Origin of the sequence: Rhizomicrobium sp., from assembly GCA_037200985.1 — a bacterium.
Classification (GTDB): domain Bacteria; phylum Pseudomonadota; class Alphaproteobacteria; order Micropepsales; family Micropepsaceae; genus Rhizomicrobium.
In genome coordinates this window covers 4106283-4122862 of record JBBCGJ010000001.1, presented here as the reverse complement: position 1 = coordinate 4122862, position 16580 = coordinate 4106283, and the positions used below count along the sequence as shown (strand labels likewise).

Annotated in this window: 14 protein-coding genes; 10 read left to right on the top strand and 4 right to left on the bottom strand. The window is 67.2% G+C overall.

What is annotated here, in order from left to right; genetic code table 11:
* Positions 1-78: 78 nt before the first annotated feature.
* The 4 genes from WDN01_20415 to WDN01_20400 form a co-directional block, all read right to left on the bottom strand.
* On the bottom strand, positions 79-2379 hold the full coding sequence (locus WDN01_20415; GenBank protein MEJ0028398.1) for an FdhF/YdeP family oxidoreductase: 2301 nt from the start codon (positions 2377-2379) through the stop codon (positions 79-81).
* 109 nt (positions 2380-2488) lie between these two features.
* Positions 2489-3142: an AraC family transcriptional regulator gene (locus WDN01_20410; protein MEJ0028397.1), complete on the bottom strand. Its 654-nt coding sequence runs from the start codon at positions 3140-3142 to the stop codon at positions 2489-2491.
* 155 nt (positions 3143-3297) lie between these two features.
* On the bottom strand, positions 3298-5562 hold the full coding sequence (locus WDN01_20405; protein MEJ0028396.1) for a TonB-dependent receptor: 2265 nt from the start codon (positions 5560-5562) through the stop codon (positions 3298-3300).
* Between the two features lie 68 nt (positions 5563-5630).
* Positions 5631-8480, bottom strand: a complete 2850-nt coding sequence (locus WDN01_20400; GenBank protein ID MEJ0028395.1) for a winged helix-turn-helix domain-containing protein — start codon at positions 8478-8480, stop codon at positions 5631-5633.
* A 445-nt stretch (positions 8481-8925) separates the two neighbouring features.
* On the opposite strand from WDN01_20400, the gene WDN01_20395 reads away from it, so the two are divergent.
* The 10 genes from WDN01_20395 to WDN01_20350 all read left to right on the top strand — a co-directional run bounded on the left by WDN01_20395 (position 8926) and on the right by WDN01_20350 (position 16570).
* Positions 8926-9573 (top strand): histidine kinase dimerization/phosphoacceptor domain -containing protein, encoded by a 648-nt coding sequence (locus WDN01_20395; protein ID MEJ0028394.1) that lies wholly within the window; start codon positions 8926-8928, stop codon positions 9571-9573.
* 134 nt (positions 9574-9707) lie between these two features.
* Positions 9708-10616 carry an alpha/beta hydrolase gene (locus WDN01_20390; GenBank protein ID MEJ0028393.1) on the top strand — a complete coding sequence of 303 codons (909 nt, stop codon included), beginning with the start codon at positions 9708-9710 and terminating at the stop codon, positions 10614-10616.
* 25 nt (positions 10617-10641) lie between these two features.
* Complete coding sequence (locus tag WDN01_20385; GenBank protein MEJ0028392.1) at positions 10642-10833, top strand: XapX domain-containing protein; 192 nt, start codon at positions 10642-10644, stop codon at positions 10831-10833.
* Positions 10830-11042 carry a DUF1427 family protein gene (locus WDN01_20380; GenBank protein MEJ0028391.1) on the top strand — a complete coding sequence of 71 codons (213 nt, stop codon included), beginning with the start codon at positions 10830-10832 and terminating at the stop codon, positions 11040-11042. Before WDN01_20385 ends, WDN01_20380 begins: the two co-directional genes overlap by 4 nt.
* A gap of 61 nt (positions 11043-11103) precedes the next feature.
* Entirely contained in the window at positions 11104-11739 is a 636-nt protein-coding gene (locus WDN01_20375; protein ID MEJ0028390.1) for an AraC family transcriptional regulator, read from the top strand.
* Between the two features lie 35 nt (positions 11740-11774).
* A complete protein-coding gene (locus WDN01_20370) occupies positions 11775-12689 on the top strand; it encodes a LysR family transcriptional regulator (GenBank protein ID MEJ0028389.1) in 915 nt (304 codons plus the stop codon).
* A gap of 98 nt (positions 12690-12787) precedes the next feature.
* Positions 12788-13210 (top strand): AraC family transcriptional regulator, encoded by a 423-nt coding sequence (locus WDN01_20365; protein MEJ0028388.1) that lies wholly within the window; start codon positions 12788-12790, stop codon positions 13208-13210.
* A gap of 95 nt (positions 13211-13305) precedes the next feature.
* The gene (locus WDN01_20360; protein ID MEJ0028387.1) at positions 13306-14286 is read left to right on the top strand and encodes an alpha/beta hydrolase; all 981 of its coding nucleotides are present in this window, start codon (positions 13306-13308) and stop codon (positions 14284-14286) included.
* A 24-nt stretch (positions 14287-14310) separates the two neighbouring features.
* On the top strand, positions 14311-15132 hold the full coding sequence (locus WDN01_20355; protein ID MEJ0028386.1) for an alpha/beta hydrolase: 822 nt from the start codon (positions 14311-14313) through the stop codon (positions 15130-15132).
* 13 nt (positions 15133-15145) lie between these two features.
* Complete coding sequence (locus WDN01_20350; GenBank protein MEJ0028385.1) at positions 15146-16570, top strand: DUF6130 family protein; 1425 nt, start codon at positions 15146-15148, stop codon at positions 16568-16570.
* Positions 16571-16580: the final 10 nt, after the last annotated feature.

Below are 16580 nucleotides of genomic sequence, written 5' to 3'. Positions count from 1 at the left end.
CCGCCATCAGACCTTGGTAGGTACCGTCAGACCTTCGTAGGTATGGAACGGCGGTGCCGGCCGCGGGCGCGACAGGTCTTACGCGGCGCGGCGGACACGGATCGGGATGGATTTGTAGGACGGGGTGCCGGATTTGCGGTCGTGATGGGCCAGCGGCACCAGGATATTCGCCTCGGGATAATAGGCGGCGGCGCTGCTGCGCGGGATGCTGTACTCGACCGCGGTGAGGCGCAGCGTGCGCCGGGCCTCGGGCGCGTCGTTGGGATAGGGCACCGCCTCCAGCTCCACCAGATCGCCGTGCACCAGGCCGCGCGCCGCCAGATCGTCCTTGTTCATGAACAGCACGTCGCGGCGGCCGAACACGCCGCGATAACGGTCGTTGAAGCCGTAGATCGTGGTGTTGTACTGGTCGTGGCTGCGCACCGTGGTCAGCGTGATGACGTCGGGCTCGTTGAGGCGCGGATCCTCGTCCAGCCCGGCCGCCAGGAGAAAATTCGCTTTCTTCGTCGCCGTGTTCCACACGCGCTGCGCCGCCGCCACCGTCAGGCGGAAGCCGCCGGGTACGCGGACGCGTGTGTTGAAATCCTTGAAGTCGGGGAAGACGATCTCGATCTTGTCGCGGATGGCGTCGTAGTTGGCGACGAGGCCGTCCCAATCGATCCGGTGGCGGTCGCCCAGCGTGGCCTTGCCGATGCCCGCGATGATCCAAGGCTCCGACCGCACATGCTCCGACACCGGGTGCAGGCGTCCGTGCGAGGCGTGCACCATGGACATCGAATCCTCGACGGTCACCGATTGCGGGCCGTCTGCCTGCATATCGCGCTCGGTGCGCCCGAGCACCGGCAGCAGGAAGGTCTGTTTCGCCGTCATCAGATGGGTGCGGTTGAGCTTGGTCGCCATGTGGACGGCGAGGTCGAGCTGGCGCATGCCGGCCTGCATGCCTTGCGGATCCGACATCGCGACGGCGAAATTGCCGCCGAGCGCGATGAATGCCTTGGAGCGGCCGGCAAGCATCGCCTCGGCCGCCTCGACCGCGTTGTGGCCGAAGGCCGAGGGCGGGCGGAAGCCGAACGCCTTCTCCATGCCGTCGAGCAGAGCCTTGTTCGGAATCTCGGTGATGCCGACGGTGCGGTCGCCCTGCACGTTGGAATGGCCGCGCAAGGGCGCGATCCCGGCGCCCTCGCGCCCCAGATTGCCGCGCAGCATGAGGAAATTGGCCATCTGCTGCACATTGGCCGTGCCGTTGCTGTGCTGGGTGATGCCCATGCCGTAGCACAGGATGACGCGCTCCGACGCGACATAGACGTCGGCCGCGCCTTCGATCGCCGCGCGCGTCAGCCCCGCCTTGGCCTCGATGTCGGGCCACTCGGTCGCATCGAGATCGGCCTTCAGCGCCTCGAAGCCGACGGTGTGCTCGGCGATGAAATCGCGATCGAGCGCGCCGGGCCCGCCGGCGGCGAGATCGTTCGCGTCGCGCTCCAGGATGCGCTTCATCATGCCCTTCAGCACCGCGACGTCGCCGCCGGCGCGCACCTGGTGCAGCGCCGAGGCGATGGGCGTGGAGCCGAAGGTCAGCATCTCGACCGGGCTTTGCGGCGCCATGAAACGCTCCAGCGCCCGTTCCTTCATGGGATTGAAGACGACGATCGGCACGCCGCGCCGCGAGGCGTTGCGCAGCGTCGTCATCATGCGCGGATGGTTGGTGCCGGGATTGTGGCCGAAGCTGAAGATCGCGTCGCAGGAATCGAAATCCTCGAGCGTGACCGTGCCCTTGCCGACGCCGATCGATTCGGGGAGGCCGACGCTGGTCGCCTCATGGCACATGTTCGAGCAGTCGGGGAAATTGTTGGTGCCATAGGCGCGGGCGCAGAGCTGGAACATGAAGGCCGCCTCGTTCGAGGCACGGCCCGAAGTGTAGAACTCCGCCATGTTCGGATCGGGCAGCGCGCGCAGCGCCGCGCCGATGCGGGCGAAGGCGTGGTCCCATTCGATCGGCATGAAGGTGTCGGTCGCGGAATCGTAGACCATGGGGTGGGTCAGCCGCCCCTCGTTCTCCAGATCGTAGTCCGACCAATTCCAGAGGTCTGAGACCTTGTGCGACGCGAAGAATTCCACGGTGGTGCGCTTGGCGGTCGATTCCCAGGCGACGGCCTTGGCGCCGTTCTCGCAATACTCGAAGGAGGAGGTGTGCTTGGGATCGGGCCAGGCGCAGCCGGGGCAATCGAAGCCATGCGGCTGGTTGCTGCTCAGCAGGGTGGTCGCGCCGCTGACGACGACGTTCTGGCCTTTCAGGGCGAGGCCGACGGCGATCAGCGCATCCCATCCGCCGGCCGGGTGGTCGTATTTGCGGATTCCCGGGACCTTGGGCCGGTCGGCCATTCACCCTGCTCCTTCAGACCCTGCGCCGTTCCCGCCTCGGCCGCCATGGCCCTTGCCGTCTACCCCAAGCGATGGCGCCGGGCTTGTACGCGACTAGCCCGGTTTGCACTCACTGAACCGACCGAAGGGGTTCGGGTTGCGGTGCCCGCGGGCCGATCGGGCCATCTTCGACGGCGGGCTTTCCGTGCGGCTCGGCCGTCCGGCCGCGGCCGGCCGCGCTTTCGCGGCGTTCGCGCCGCCAGGCGGCCGGGCTCTGTCCCACGATCTGGCGGAACAGCCGGCACAGATGCGCCTGGTCGGTGAAGCCGCAGCTCAGCGCGATCTCGCGCAAGGGCGCGTCGCCCGCGATCATGAGATCGCCGGCGCGCCGCACCCGGCGCTCCACCAGATAGGCGTGCGGCGACTGGCCGAAGCTCCGCCGGAACGAGCGGGAGAAATGCGCCGGGCTGCGCCGCACGACGCCGCTCAAATCCTTGATGGTAATGGTGCGGTCGAGACGCTCTTCGATAAAGGCCCGCAACCGCGCCGCTTGCCAGCCGGTCAGCCCGCCGGCGCAGGTGCCCCTGTGAGAGCCGTCGCCATGCCGGTCGATGGCGATCTGGACCAGCGACCTGGCCCGCGCCAGGGAGGCTTTCGCGACCGCGCGGTCGCCCTCCAATTCGGTCGCCGCGGTCTTCAGCAGGATGGCCAGCCCCTGCGCCAAATCCCCGAAAGGTATGGAAGAAGCCTGGGCTTCGGATGGCGATGACACTGCATTCAACATGGTCTGCTCCTTATTCTTTTCTTGCCGCTCGGCGGTTTCTGCGCAAAGCGTCTCGCGCGTTGTGAAGGTAGGAAGGGGCGACTGATAAGTCCTGAGCGGTGCGTGAATACATCTGAAAAGAGATAACGGGCCTGTGAAAAGGCGTGTGAGCGCGGCTAATCCGCGGACTGTCCGACATGCATCCCGAGGGTGATGCCGAAGGTCGCCGGCGCCGCCGGCGAGAATTGCTTGCCGAAGCCCAATGTCTCGGAGCCGTAAGAATAGTATCGCTCGCCCGTGATATTCGCGGCCCACAGGCGCACATCGTGCCGCCCGGACGGATCGGTCCAGAGCAGCGAGGCGTTGAAGATGTCGGTCGCGGGCTGGCGCAGGCTCCTGTCGGGGGCCCATTCGAAGCTCGCCGTGCGGATGTAGTTGACGTTGACGTCGAAGCTGCCGAGCGAACCGGCAATGCCGTAGTCCAGATTCAGCGAGCCGGTGAATGAAGGCGTGTGAACGGTCGGATTGCCCGCGGCGTCGGTCACGAAATCCGGCGGGCTGAAATCGGCCGGCGCGTTGGGAAAGCTGGTATAGCGGCCATGCTGGAGCGACAGGCCCAGCGAGGCCGTCAAGCTCGGCAGGACCATGACGATCGCGTCAAGTTCCGCGCCATAGACCTCGGCGCCCGCCGCGTTGAGAAGCTTTGTGCCGCCGGCGACGATGGCGATGAATTGCAGGTTCGATGCGTCGTAGTGAAACGCCGCGAGGTTGAGACGGATCCTGCGATCGTCCCATTCGCTCTTCAGGCCGATCTCATAGGCCTGCAGGAATTCCGGCGCGACCGGCGGATTGGCGGCAAGGCCGGAGAACGCGGCGCCGAAGGCGTCGAACTGGCCGCTCTTGGCGCCCCGGTTGACCGAAACATAGGCCATGAGGTCGTCGGTGAAATTGTGATCGAGCGCCGCGCGCCAGGTCGTCATGTCCCAGCTTCGCGTGGCGCCGGGGCTGTGCGCCGTCACCGGGCAGGGAATCGGCGCGGCGGTGCAGGCCGGCAATCCGCCGAGGCTGGGCGAGAAATAGACCCCGCCGGCGAAACGGCGCTCGTCGTGCGTGTAGCGCACGCCTAAGGTGAGCTCGAGCCGGGGCGCGAAGCGGATCGTCGCCTGCGCGAAGCCGGCGATCGAATCGGTGCTCACCGCATCGTCGAGGACGAGACCGTCCTTGCCCGGCGCCGATATCGGAAAACCGAGGGCGGCGCCGCGCAGTTCCGCGCCCGGATAGCCCGATCTGTCGTGCAGATAATAGGTGCCGGCGATCCAGGTCAGCCACGCGGCATAGGGCGCGGCGGCGGGACTGAGAATCTCGAACTCGTTGCTCCAATCCGCGCCGCCCTGGTTGAGCCGCGTCCCGACCAGGGCCTGGGGCGAGGCGTCCTGGGCGAATTGCGCGAAGCCGTTCATCCGCTGCCAGCCGACGATGTCCACGATGTCGGCGAAGCCGGTCTCGCGGTCCAGCCGCAATTCGACGAGGTCGTGCTTGATGACGCCGACATCGTTGACGAAATCCTGCGTGTTGTACCAGCCGACGAAGGCGGCGCCCGTCGTCAAGAGCGGCGCGCCCGCCGCGATATATTCTGGCACCTGGTTGAACCCCATGCCCACTTCGCTGCGCGTATAGAAGTGGTCGAGCGACAGCAGCACGCGGGTCGCGTCGTCCGGCCGGAAGAGGAATTTCACCCGGGCCGCCCAGGCGGCGGCGGTGAAGGCGCGCTCGCCGGTGACGACGTCGCGGCCCCAGCCCGCCGACTCGTCGTTCACCGAGAACGCGACATTGGCGGCCAGGACGTCCGGGACGAGCGTGCCCGTCGCGTAGACGTCGCCCGATACGGTGTCGTAATTGCCGTAGCCGAGATGCGCGTCCAGCGACGGCGCGAAGGCGGGATCGAGCGTCGCCACCTGGATGACGCCGCCGGTCGCGTTGCGGCCGAACAGCGTACCCTGGGGACCTTTGAGCACCTGGATGCCGGAAATGGCGTTCAGGCTGAAGATCGAGGCGTTTCCCTGCGGGATATAGAGATCGTCGAGATAGACCGCGACCGAGCTTTCGCCGCCGATGCTGTTGGAGTTCGGGCCGATGCCGCGGATGAAGGCCGTGGTCGCGTTGATCATGTGCTGGATCTGCATCCCGGGCACGAGCGCCGTGAGCTGGTCGGACTGCAGGGCGCCGAAATCGGCGGCCATCTTGGGCGTGATCGCGGCGACGGAGATCGGGACCGCCTGCAGATTCGCGGCGCGCTTCTCGACGGTGACGACGACCTCCTCGATCCGGTCGGACGAGGCCGCGAGCGCCGCCGCGGACGGACCCTGGGGCTCGGCCCCAAAGGCGCCCGCGGTCAGAAGGAGGAGGGACGCGAGTCGAGCCGTTGGGAACGCCTTACACATTGCAGCCTGCTCGCAAAATTCGTTGGCTCGCCTGCTCCCATGCCGTGCTGTCGTCGGATCGACGGGACTTACGACAATTCGTCGATCAATTGCTTTGCCGCCCTGAGATCGGCGGTCATGAAACCCTCGGTAAAGCGATCGTATACCGGCGCCAGAAGGGCGCGCGCCTCGGCGCTGCGGTCCCGCCCGCGCCAGAGCCGGGCCAGGCTGGTGGCGCAGCGCAATTCCCAGGACAGCGCGCCCTGCCCCCGCGCCATGTCGAGACCCTGGCGAAAACAATCCTCGGCCTGCGCCGCGGCGCCCGGCGCCTGGACGCGGAAGATCACGCCGCCCTTGAGGCGCAGGAGTTCGGCGAGGCCCCAGCGCTCTTCGGTGCGCATGGCTTGCGCGATCTGGCCGTCGAGGATCTCGAGCGCCTCGTCGGTCCGGCCGGCGAGCGCCAAGGCATATGCCAGCCCGCCGAAGACGATGGAGAATTGCGGCGACAATTCGGCCTCGCACAAGGCGTCGACTCCCCTCTGCAGTTTCTCCAATCCGTTGGCGAAGTCGTTCTGCACCATCGCCAGCATGCCTTCGAAGCACCAGGCCCAGGCCGGCCAGAATTCGAGCGCATGCCGCGCCGAACTGTCGTACAGCGTCGCCAGAAAGTAGTCCGCCGCGGCCAGATCGCCGGCCAGCAGCGCGATCGGACAGGCGGACGCGGTCAGAACCTGGCACGTCGTGGGCGTGTGGTTGAGCGACAGGGCGCTCTGGGCGGCGGCGCGCGCCATCTGCATGGCCTGGTCCGAGAATCCCTGGACCCACATGACACGCGCCAGAAAGGCCTGCGCGATCTGCCGCTGCGCATAGAAGAAGCGGATCGTGTGCGACGCCGGAGCCGGGTTGGGATAGCCCTCGAGCACGCGCTCGAAATGGCGGCGCGCCGCGGCCTGGTCGCCGAGATAGTGCTGCGACACGCCCATGATCTCCTCGCCCACCAGCCGGTCCGCCGGGTTGGCGGCGTTCTGCGCCACGCCGAGAAACTGCTCCGCGCGCGCATAAGACGTCGTGACGTCGTTGTCGCGCAGGGCGAGCGCCCACAGGCCCCAGAGGGCGCGCAGTTGATAGTCCGTGTCGCCGAGACCCTCCGCGAGACCGAGCACGGTCTCCCATTCTCCGGTGGCCTGGCGCGGCTGGTCCTTCAGATAGCGCAGCGACCTGGCATGGGCCGCAAGGAGCTGCATTTCGAGACGGGCGTCCCGCTCCGGTCCGCGCCGCATGCCGTCAAGCGCCCGTTCCGTGCGCCTGCGGTGCTCCTCCATCGGGGTGAACTGCGACCAGTGCGGTATCGAGACGACGGTGAGCGCGACGCCGAGCGGAAGATCGCCGCCGGGCGAAAAGGCCCAGTCCAGCGCCGCCCGCACATTGTCGATCTCGGGTTCATAGGCCGCCAGCCATTCGGTGGTCGTCCGCGTTTCGGACTCGGCCGCGGCCCGCTGGAACAGGTCGCGATAGTACACGGCATGCCGGCGCGCGATGTCGCCGCGCTCGCCGCATTCGGAAAATTTCTCCAGCGCATAGGCCCGCGTCGTTTCGAGCAGCCGGTGGCGCGCCTGCGGGCCACCGACATCCGCGACGACGAGCGATTTCTCGACCAGGTTCGCGACGCAGCCGATGACGAGCGATTGCGTCAGGTCCGGCGACAGCGCCACCACGCCGGCCGCCTCCGCCGTGAAGCTTCCGGCGAAAACCGACAGCCGGCGAAAGACCACGCGCTCGACCTCGGTAAGCAGGTCGTAGCTCCAGTCGAGCGTCGCCCGCAATGTCTGCTGGCGCGGGAGGGCCGTGCGCCTTCCGCCGGTCAACAGGTCGAAGCGGTCGTCGAGCCGGGACGCCAATCCCTCGATGCCGAGCGCGTTGGCGCGCGCCGCCGCGAGCTCGATCGCCAGCGGAATGCCGTCGAGACGCCGGCAGATGGTGGCCACCGTGGCCATGGCGCGCTTTTCCAGCGGCAGGCGCACCTCCGCACTCCCGGCGCGCTCGACGAACAGCCGGACCGCGCCGTATTGCAGCGGATCCTCGCCGCCATAGCCGCCTTCCGACGGCGCCTCCAGCGGCGGCACCAGGAAAATCCGCTCCCCTTCCGCGCGCAGGGGATCGCGGCTGGTGGCGATGATCCGCACCGCCGGGTTCACGCGCAGCAGCGTCTCCGCCATCTTCGCAGCGGCATCGACCACCTGCTCGCAATTGTCGAGCACGAGCAGGAGCTGCTTTCGGCCCAGCATGGCGGCGAAATGCTCCGTCGACATGTTGCGCCCCGCGACCTCGATGCCGAGCGCCACCGCGACCGCGACGGGGACCAGCGCGGGATCGGTCAGCGGCGCCAGCTCGACCAGCCAGACGCCGTCGGAAAATCCCGGCAGCAGGCGCCGCGCGGCCTCGATGGCGAGTCGGGTCTTGCCGATGCCGCCGGTGCCGCACAGCGTGACGAGGCGATGGGCGGCGGCCAGATCGGCGATCTCGTCCAGCTCGGCGTCGCGGCCGATCAGTTCGGAGACCGGCAAGGGCAGGTTGGACGGGCCGCGCGACGGCGCGGGGAACGGAACGACCGGCGGCGTGTCGGAGCTGCGCAGCACGCCGGTGAACTGGTAGCCGCGTCCGGCGACCGTGCGGATCAGGCCCTGGTCCGCCGCGAGCGCTTTTCGCAGCAGCGATACCTGCGCCTGCAGGCTGTTCTCTTCCACGACACGGTTCGGCCAGACGCGGTCCATGATCGCGTCCTTGCCGACCACGGCGCCCGACGCCTCGAGGAGCACCATCAGGACATCGAAGGCGCGCCCGCCGAGCTCGATCGGTTTGCCATCGGCGAGGAGTTCGCGGCGATGCGGCAAGACCTTGAACCGGCCGAACTCGAAAGTCGGTGACGCCCCACGCTCCATCGAAAATTTATATACCAAAGCTGCGTTCATCTTCAGGAATTTTCAGACGTTTTCAATCCGATCTCCCATGCGCAGATCGCATTGATTCTGCTAAAGATTGCCCTGATTTCGGCGCACATTCCGGCCGAGAAATCGATGCGAGCATCGGGCTTTGCCGGCGACGGCGATAGCACGAACATCATACAAAGCGGGCGGCGCGACGGGCCGGCGGACGACGCAGTCGTGACCGGACATCTTGCGCGCTTCGCATGCGGATTCCCGCGCGCGTGCCGAGCGTCGGCGCGCAATCACGGGATTGATCCAATTGCGAGACGAACGTCCAAGAACGACCGCCGCCCCGGCGCTAATGTCACGATCGGGCAGCGGGACTTGCCCTGAAAGCGCGGACTCGTTCGATCTCCCCCTCGCGAACGGGTCCGCGCATGTCGCGTCGGAGGCCGATGCTGTGGCGGAAGTCGTTTCGGACAATGCGGTAAATGCGGCGTTCCACGCCGCCAACGACGATTCCGATTCGTCGTTCGCACTGCGCGAGGCCCATCACCGGATGGCCAATACGCTCACGCTTCTCGCGGGCGCGCTGCGGCGCGACCTGTCGGGCATCGCCGACCCGAGCGTGCGGGCGATCCTTCACGGCCATGAGCGGCGCATCGTCGATTTCGGCGACCTGCACCGGCATTTCTCGCGCGGCCCGGTCCGCGGGCCGGTCGCGGTCGAGGAGTATGTCCGCCCGCTCTGCGAGCGGCTGGTCGGCGCCATCCTCGCGCCGCTCGGCATCCGCTGCGAAGCCTTCGTCGGCGAAGGCACCCTGCCCGGCGACAAATGCGAGTCGGTCGGCCTGATCATCGCCGAGCTGGTCACCAACGCCGCGAAGCACGCCTTCCCCGCCGGCGCCGCCGGCAATGTGCGCGTCGATCTCTTCGAGCGCATGGACGTGTGGAATTGCGTCGTGTCGGACGACGGCGGCGGCATTCGCGGCGGCGCGGCCGGGGCCGGATCGCGGATTCTCGACATGCTCGTCCGCGCCCTGAACGGCCGGGTCGAAATCCGCACCGGCGCGGCGGGCACCGTGGTCGCGGTAACCTTTCCCCAATAGCGAGAGCGCGCGAGAACGGCCGCATCGCCATTGCGTGCCATCCGGACAGCGCGCGCGCGCTTCGGGAAGACCGGCGGCGGCCAGGATGCGAGAGATGCCGGCATCCAACCCGTTCCCAGATCGTGGAGAGAGCCATGCGGATTTCGGCAACCGAACATCAGACAAGCGTGCCCGGCGCGCCGCCGGTCACCCATCACCGCACCGCCAAGGTGCAGGGCGTGAACATCTTCTATCGGGAGGCGGGCCCGGCGGAGGCGCCTGTCGTCCTGCTGCTGCACGGCTTTCCGACGTCGTCGCACATGTTCCGCAACCTCATCCCGGCGCTGGCCGACCGCTATCATGTGATTGCGCCGGACTATCCGGGCTATGGCCAGAGCGACGCGCCCGACCGGCCAGGGTTCGCATACACCTTCGATCGTTTCGCCGAACTGATCGACGCACTCCTGGACCAGCTCGGCGTGACGCGTTTCGCGATGTATGTGATGGACTATGGCGCGCCGGTCGGCTGGCGACTGGCCCTCAAGCATCCCGAGCGCGTCAGCGGCCTCATCGTGCAGAACGGCAACGCCTATGACGAGGGCCTGAAGGAATTCTGGGACCCGATCAAGACCTATTGGGCGGACGGATCGGACGCCAGCCGCGCCGCGCTCAAGAAGCTGATGACCCTCGAAACCACGAAGTTTCAGTACACGGACGGCGTCGCCGATGTGAGCCGGATCGCGCCGGACAACTGGGTCTACGACCAGGCGCTGCTCGACCGGCCGGGCAACGAGGACATCCAGCTCGACCTGTTCTACGACTACCGCACGAACCTGCCGCTCTATCCCGCCGTGCAGGAATGGCTGCGCGCGCAGCAGCCGCCGACGCTGATCGTGTGGGGCAAGAACGACTACATCTTCCCGGCCGACGGCGCCCATCCCTATAAGCGCGACCTGCCGGACGTGGAGTTCCACCTTATCGACACCGGCCATTTCGCCCTGGAGGACAAGGCGGACGAGATGGTGCCGCTGATCCGCGACTTTCTCGAGCGCACGCTCGGCTGATGGCGCGGCTTTTCAAGGACCGGCGATGATTGCCGCCGCCATCGGCCTTGTTCTCGGTCTCGCGATCGGCGCGGGGTGTCGCCTGTTCGGCGTCCCGCTGCCCGCGCCCGAGCGGCTTATCGGCGCGCTCGTCCTGCTCGCGATGACGCTTGGCTTCGTCGCGGCGGATCGTATGTTTGCGAAGGGAGAGACGCCGGCGCATCTCGACGGCCGGTGAAGGCGGCGATCGGCCTGGTGCTCGCCTTCGCGATCGGCTTCGCCTGCCGGCGGTTCGCGATTCCGTCGCCGGCGCCGACCCTCATCCTGGGCGCGTTTCTCGCCGTGGCCATGACCTGCGGATATCGCGGCGCCGACGCCTGGATCGCGCGGACGCCCGGACGAATAGACAAAAAGCGGATGGTTGAGAAAGACCGCACCCCCTCCTGAGCGCAGGCTTGCGACGCTGGCTTCCGCCGCGTCGGACCTGACAGCCTTGGGGAGATCGACGATGACGTTGCAATCGGTTGCGTTCGGCAGCGAGCGTCTGCACTTGAATTGCCGGACCGTTGTCGGTCCATTCTCCGTCCCGGCCCACGACCGCGCGCTGGAACTCTTCGTCCGCGCCTCCCTGTCGGAGGACGATGCGCAGCAGGTGCTGCAGGGCTTCTATACGGACGCGCTGCACCGCACCCTGCTCGCGCGGCTGGCGGCGCTGCGCGGCGCCCCGACCGAGCGGGGCAAGGTGAAGCCGCTGCCCAGATGGCGCCTGAAGCGGGTGTGCGAATTCGTCGACGCAAACCTGGAGAACCGGATCTCGCTGAAGATGCTGGCCGAGGCCGCCGGGGTCAGCCGGATGTATTTCGCGGCGCAGTTCCGCGCGGCGACGAATACGAGCCCGCACAACTATGTCGTGCAGCGCCGGCTTGCCGCGGCGGAGAAGATGCTGGCAGAGACCGGCCTTGGCATCGCCGAGATCGCGCTAAGCGTCGGATTCCAGACGCAATCCCATTTCACGACGGTCTTCAAGCGGGCCAAGGGCCTGACGCCGAACCGGTGGCGCGCGCTCGCGGCGCTGTCGCCGGACACCCCCGAAATGGGCAGCCCGCCCGGGCCGTGTCGGCTATCTGATCGGCCAAGTCTTTGATACTGATCGACCGGCAGTTCGGAGAGTTGTCATCCTTGGATCGCCTCGACGCCATGTCGGTGCTCCTGACCGTGGTGAAGACCGGCAGCTTTTCCGCCGCGTCGCGCAAGCTCGGCGTTCCGGTCGCAACGGTCAGCCGCAACATCTCCGAGCTCGAGGAACACCTGAAGACCCGGGTTCTCATCCGCTCCAGCCGCCAGATGAGCCTGACGGATGCCGGCCGCTCCTATGTGGAAGCCTGCAAGCTGATCCTGGAGAAGGTCGAGGAAGCCGAACGCGCCGCGGCCGGAGAATATGCCGAACCCAAGGGCGACCTCGCCGTCACCTCGCCGGAAGTGTTCGGCCGCCTGCACCTGCTGCCGGTCGCGCTCGAATTCATGGCGGCCTATCCCGACATCAACCTGCGTTTCATCCTGAGCGACCGCAAGGTCGACCTCCTCGCGGAGAATGTCGACCTCGCCATCCGCATCGGACATCTGAGCGACAGCAGCCTGATCGCCACCAGGATCGGCGCGATCCGCATCGTGATCTGCGGCAGCCCGCGCTATCTCGCGGCGCGCGGCCGGCCGAGCCGGCCGGAGGATCTCAGCGAACATGACTGCGTGACGTTCGACAGCCTGGCGTCGCCGTCGGCGTGGAAGTTCGTCAACGCCGAGGGCGAGACGCTCGTGCCGGTGCGCTCGCGCCTGACGGCCGACAGCGCCGAGGCGGCGATCGGCGCGGCGGTCGCCGGGATCGGCCTTCTGCGCATGCACTCCTATAAAGTCGTCGAGGCGAAGCAGGCCGGCACGCTCGAACTGCTCCTGGAAAAATTCGAGCCCGAACCGTGGCCGGTCAATCTGGTCTATCCCGGGCAAGGCGCCCTGCCGCTGAAACTGCGCGCCTTCCTCGACTTCGCCACGCCGCGGCTGAAAGCGCGGCTGTCGGACGTCGCGTCCCGCCTGGGCTGACCTTTCCATCGCGCGAGGAGGTCCTTCCCGCCGCCGGCGGATGTTGCGCCGCGCGCCTTGGCCTATGACGAGCCCGTCGTCCGACCGACGGGGGCAAAGTGAGCGCGCCGCAATCGTTTCCGACACAGACGGCGCGCGTGCAGCCGCCGCCAAGCCGGCGCGGAGGCCTCCCGCCATGGCAGGCGCGGCGCGCCAGGCGGTTCATCGCGGAGAATCTTTCGCGGCCGCTCGCGCTGGCGGAGCTCGCGGAGGCCTGCGGCCTGTCCCGAAGCCATTTCAGCGCCGCGTTTCGCGAGACCTTCGGCTGTCCGCCGCACCGCTGGCTCCTGCTGCAGAGAGTCGAGCGCGCCAAGCATCTGCTCCTGACCTCCGGCCGCACGCTGCGCGAGATCGCGATCGATGTCGGCTTCGCGGACCAGAGCCATCTGACGCGCGTGTTCACGCGGCACGTCAAGGTCAGTCCCGGCGCGTGGCGACGCCGCCGGCGACACGATCCCGGCAGCGAGCGCGAGGGACTCTGAACGTGCGTTTGCGGCACCGGTGCGGCGATCCCGAAAGACGATAAGGCCGCGCGGACGCGATAACGGGGCCGGCGCGAATGCCGAGGGGAACGCAAATGACGGACAGGTTTTTCACATCGCGCCGCAGCGTCCTGATCGAGGGCGGCGCGCTCGCCGCGATGGCGGGGCTGCCCGCCGCGGCCATGGCCGCGGGCAAGAAGAAGAAGACGCCGGCCGGTCCCGGCCGGCATCACGCCAGCCAAGGAGCCCGGCATATGTCGTCGTTCAAGACCAAGGACGGAACGGAGATTTATTTCAAGGACTGGGGCGCGGGCCAGCCGATCGTGTTCAGCCATGGCTGGCCGCTGAGCGCCGACGCGTTCGAGGACCAGATGTTCTTCCTGGCTGAGCGCGGCTATCGCTGCATCGCCGCCGACCGCCGCGGCCACGGCCGTTCGAGCCAGCCCTGGAACGGCAACGATTTCGACACCTATGCCGACGACCTTGCGGAGCTGACCGCGCTGCTCGATCTGCGGGGCGCGATCCATGTCGGGCATTCGACCGGCGGCGGCGAAGTCACGCGCTATGTCGGGCGCCATGGCACGGGGCGCGTCGCCAAGGCGGTTCTGATCAGCTCGATCCCGCCGGTCATGATCAAGTCCGACGCCAATCCGGCCGGCACGCCACCGACGGTGTTCGACCAGATCCGCGCCAACGTGCTGGCCGACCGGTCGCAGTTCTGGATGGATCTCAGCCTGCCCTTCTACGGCTACAACCGGCCGGGCGCGAAAATATCGCAGGGCGTGCGCGACTCGTTCTGGTGGCAGAGCGTGATGTGCGGTTTTCCCGCCTCCTACTTCTCCGTCAAGGCGTTTTCGGAAACCGACTTCACCGACGACCTCAAGCGCTTCGACGTGCCGACCCTGGTCCTGCACGGCAGCGACGATCAGAACGTTCCCATCGCGGCGTCCTCGCTGCTGTCCTCGAAGATCATCAAGAACGCGAAGCTGGTGGTCTATGACGGCGCGCCCCACGGGCTGTGCACCACACTGAAGGATCGCGTGAACGCCGAACTGCTCGGCTTCATCCAGTCGTAATCCATCCAACCAGGAGACATGCCCATGGCGACGTTCAAGACCAAAGACGGCACCGAGATCTACTACAAGGACTGGGGCACGGGTCAGCCGATCGTGTTCAGCCATGGCTGGCCGCTGAGCGCCGATGCGTTTGAGGACCAGATGTTCTTCCTCGCGCAGCGCGGCTATCGCTGCATCGCCGCCGACCGCCGCGGCCATGGAAGATCGAGCCAGCCCTGGGACGGCAACGACCTGGACCATTATGCCGACGATCTCGCCGAGCTCGTGGCGCATCTGGATTTGAAACACGCGATCCATGTCGGGCACTCGACCGGCGGCGGCGAGGTCACCCGCTATATCGGCCGCCACGGCACGGCGCGCGTCGCCAAGGCCGCGCTGATCGGCGCGATCCCGCCGGTCATGCTCAAATCGGCCAGCAATCCAGGCGGATTGCCGATCGAGGTGTTCGACCAGCTCCGCGCCAGCGTGGCCGCCGACCGGTCCCAGTTCTGGAAGGATCTCAGCCTGCCCTTCTATGGCTATAACCGGCCGGGCGCCAAAGTGTCCGAAGGCGTGCGCGACTCGTTCTGGTGGCAGAGCATGATGGCGGGCTTTCCCGCGTCCTATTTCTGCATCAAGGCGTTTTCCGAGACCGATCTCACGAAGGACCTCAAGCGCATCGACGTGCCGACGCTGGTGCTTCATGGCGACGACGACCAGATCGTGCCTTACGCGGATTCCGCCCTGCTCTCCTCCAAGATCGTCAAGGACGCCAAGCTGGTGATCTATCCGGGCGCGCCGCACGGCATGTGCACGACGCTGAAGGACCGCGTGAACGCGGAGCTTCTCGCCTTCATCGCGGCCTGACGGGAGGACGATCATGATGACAACGACCTTGCCGTTCCTCAATGGGCGTTCGCGGCCATGGATCGCCGCCTGTCTTTCGGCGGTGCTCTGCGGCTTCGCCGCGGCGCCGGCGCGCGCCGAAAGCCCGGTGATCAAGATCAACGCCGCGGCCGCCGCCTCGCCGGTCACGCGGCAATCGCTGCGCGGCAATATCAGCGTCCTCATGGGCTCCGGCGGAAACATCACGGTGCTCACCGGCGCCGACGGCAAGTTCATGGTGGACGCCGGCATCGCGGTTTCGCGCCAGAAGATCGAGGCCCAATTGACCGAAATCAGTTCGGCGCCCCTCAAATATCTCGTCAACACGCACTGGCACTGGGACCACACCGACGGCAATGCCTGGGCGCATGAGGACGGCGCGACGATCATCGCGCTGCCGGCGACGCGCCGGCGGATCGCGGCGACCACCCGGGTCGACGACTGGGACTACACCTTCCCGCCCGTGCCGGCGGACGGCCTTCCGACCGTCTTCGTCAAATCCACAAAGACGATGCGGTTCGACGGCGAGACTATCGCGATCAAGCCCTATGTCATCTCGCACACGGACGGCGACCTGTCGGTCTATTTCAAAAAGGCGGACGTGCTGGCGACCGGCGACACGTTCTGGAACGGGGTCTATCCCTTCATCGACTATTCGACCGGCGGCGGCATCGACGGCATGATCCGCGCGGCCGACGCCAATATCGCGATGGCGGGCGAGCACACCATCGTCGTGCCCGGACACGGCCCGGTCGGCACCAGGGCCGATCTCGTCGCCTTCCGCGACATGCTCGTCGCCATCCGCGGCAAGGTCGCGGCGCTGAAGAGGCGCGGCCTGACCCGCGATCAGGTGATCGCGGCGAAGCCGACGGCGGCGTTCGATGCGAAATGGGGCCAGTTCGTCATCGACCCTGATTTCTTCGCGCGGCTCGTCTATCGCGGCCTGCCGCCCAAATCCTTAAGGAGAACCATCGTGAGACACGCCTCCAACGAACCCTCGACCGCAACACCGTCCGTGCCTTGCGCAGCCACCGCGCCGAGCGCGCGGGACATTCGCGGCGCCGCGCCCGTCGTGCCGCTCGCCAGCGAGCCGCCGGCGAAGCTCTTCGTCGATCCGCCGCTTCCCGACTCGCTCGCCCAGGACCGCGTCATCATCCAGTACCGCGCCGAGAACCTGCACATCGTGCAGGTGTTCGGGCCCAACGCGCTGGACGTCACGCCGCGCATCGGACATATCCATGTGACGGTCGACGACGCGCCCTGGCACTGGCTGGACGGTAGCGGCGAGCCGGTGACGATCACCGGTCTTGCCCCTGGCCCGCACAAGGTCCTCATCGAGCTCGTCACGGCAAACCATCAGGTGCTCGACAAGCAGGTCGTCAGCTTCGTGATCCCACAAGGGGCCAAACCCACCTACTGAACGCGGCCAG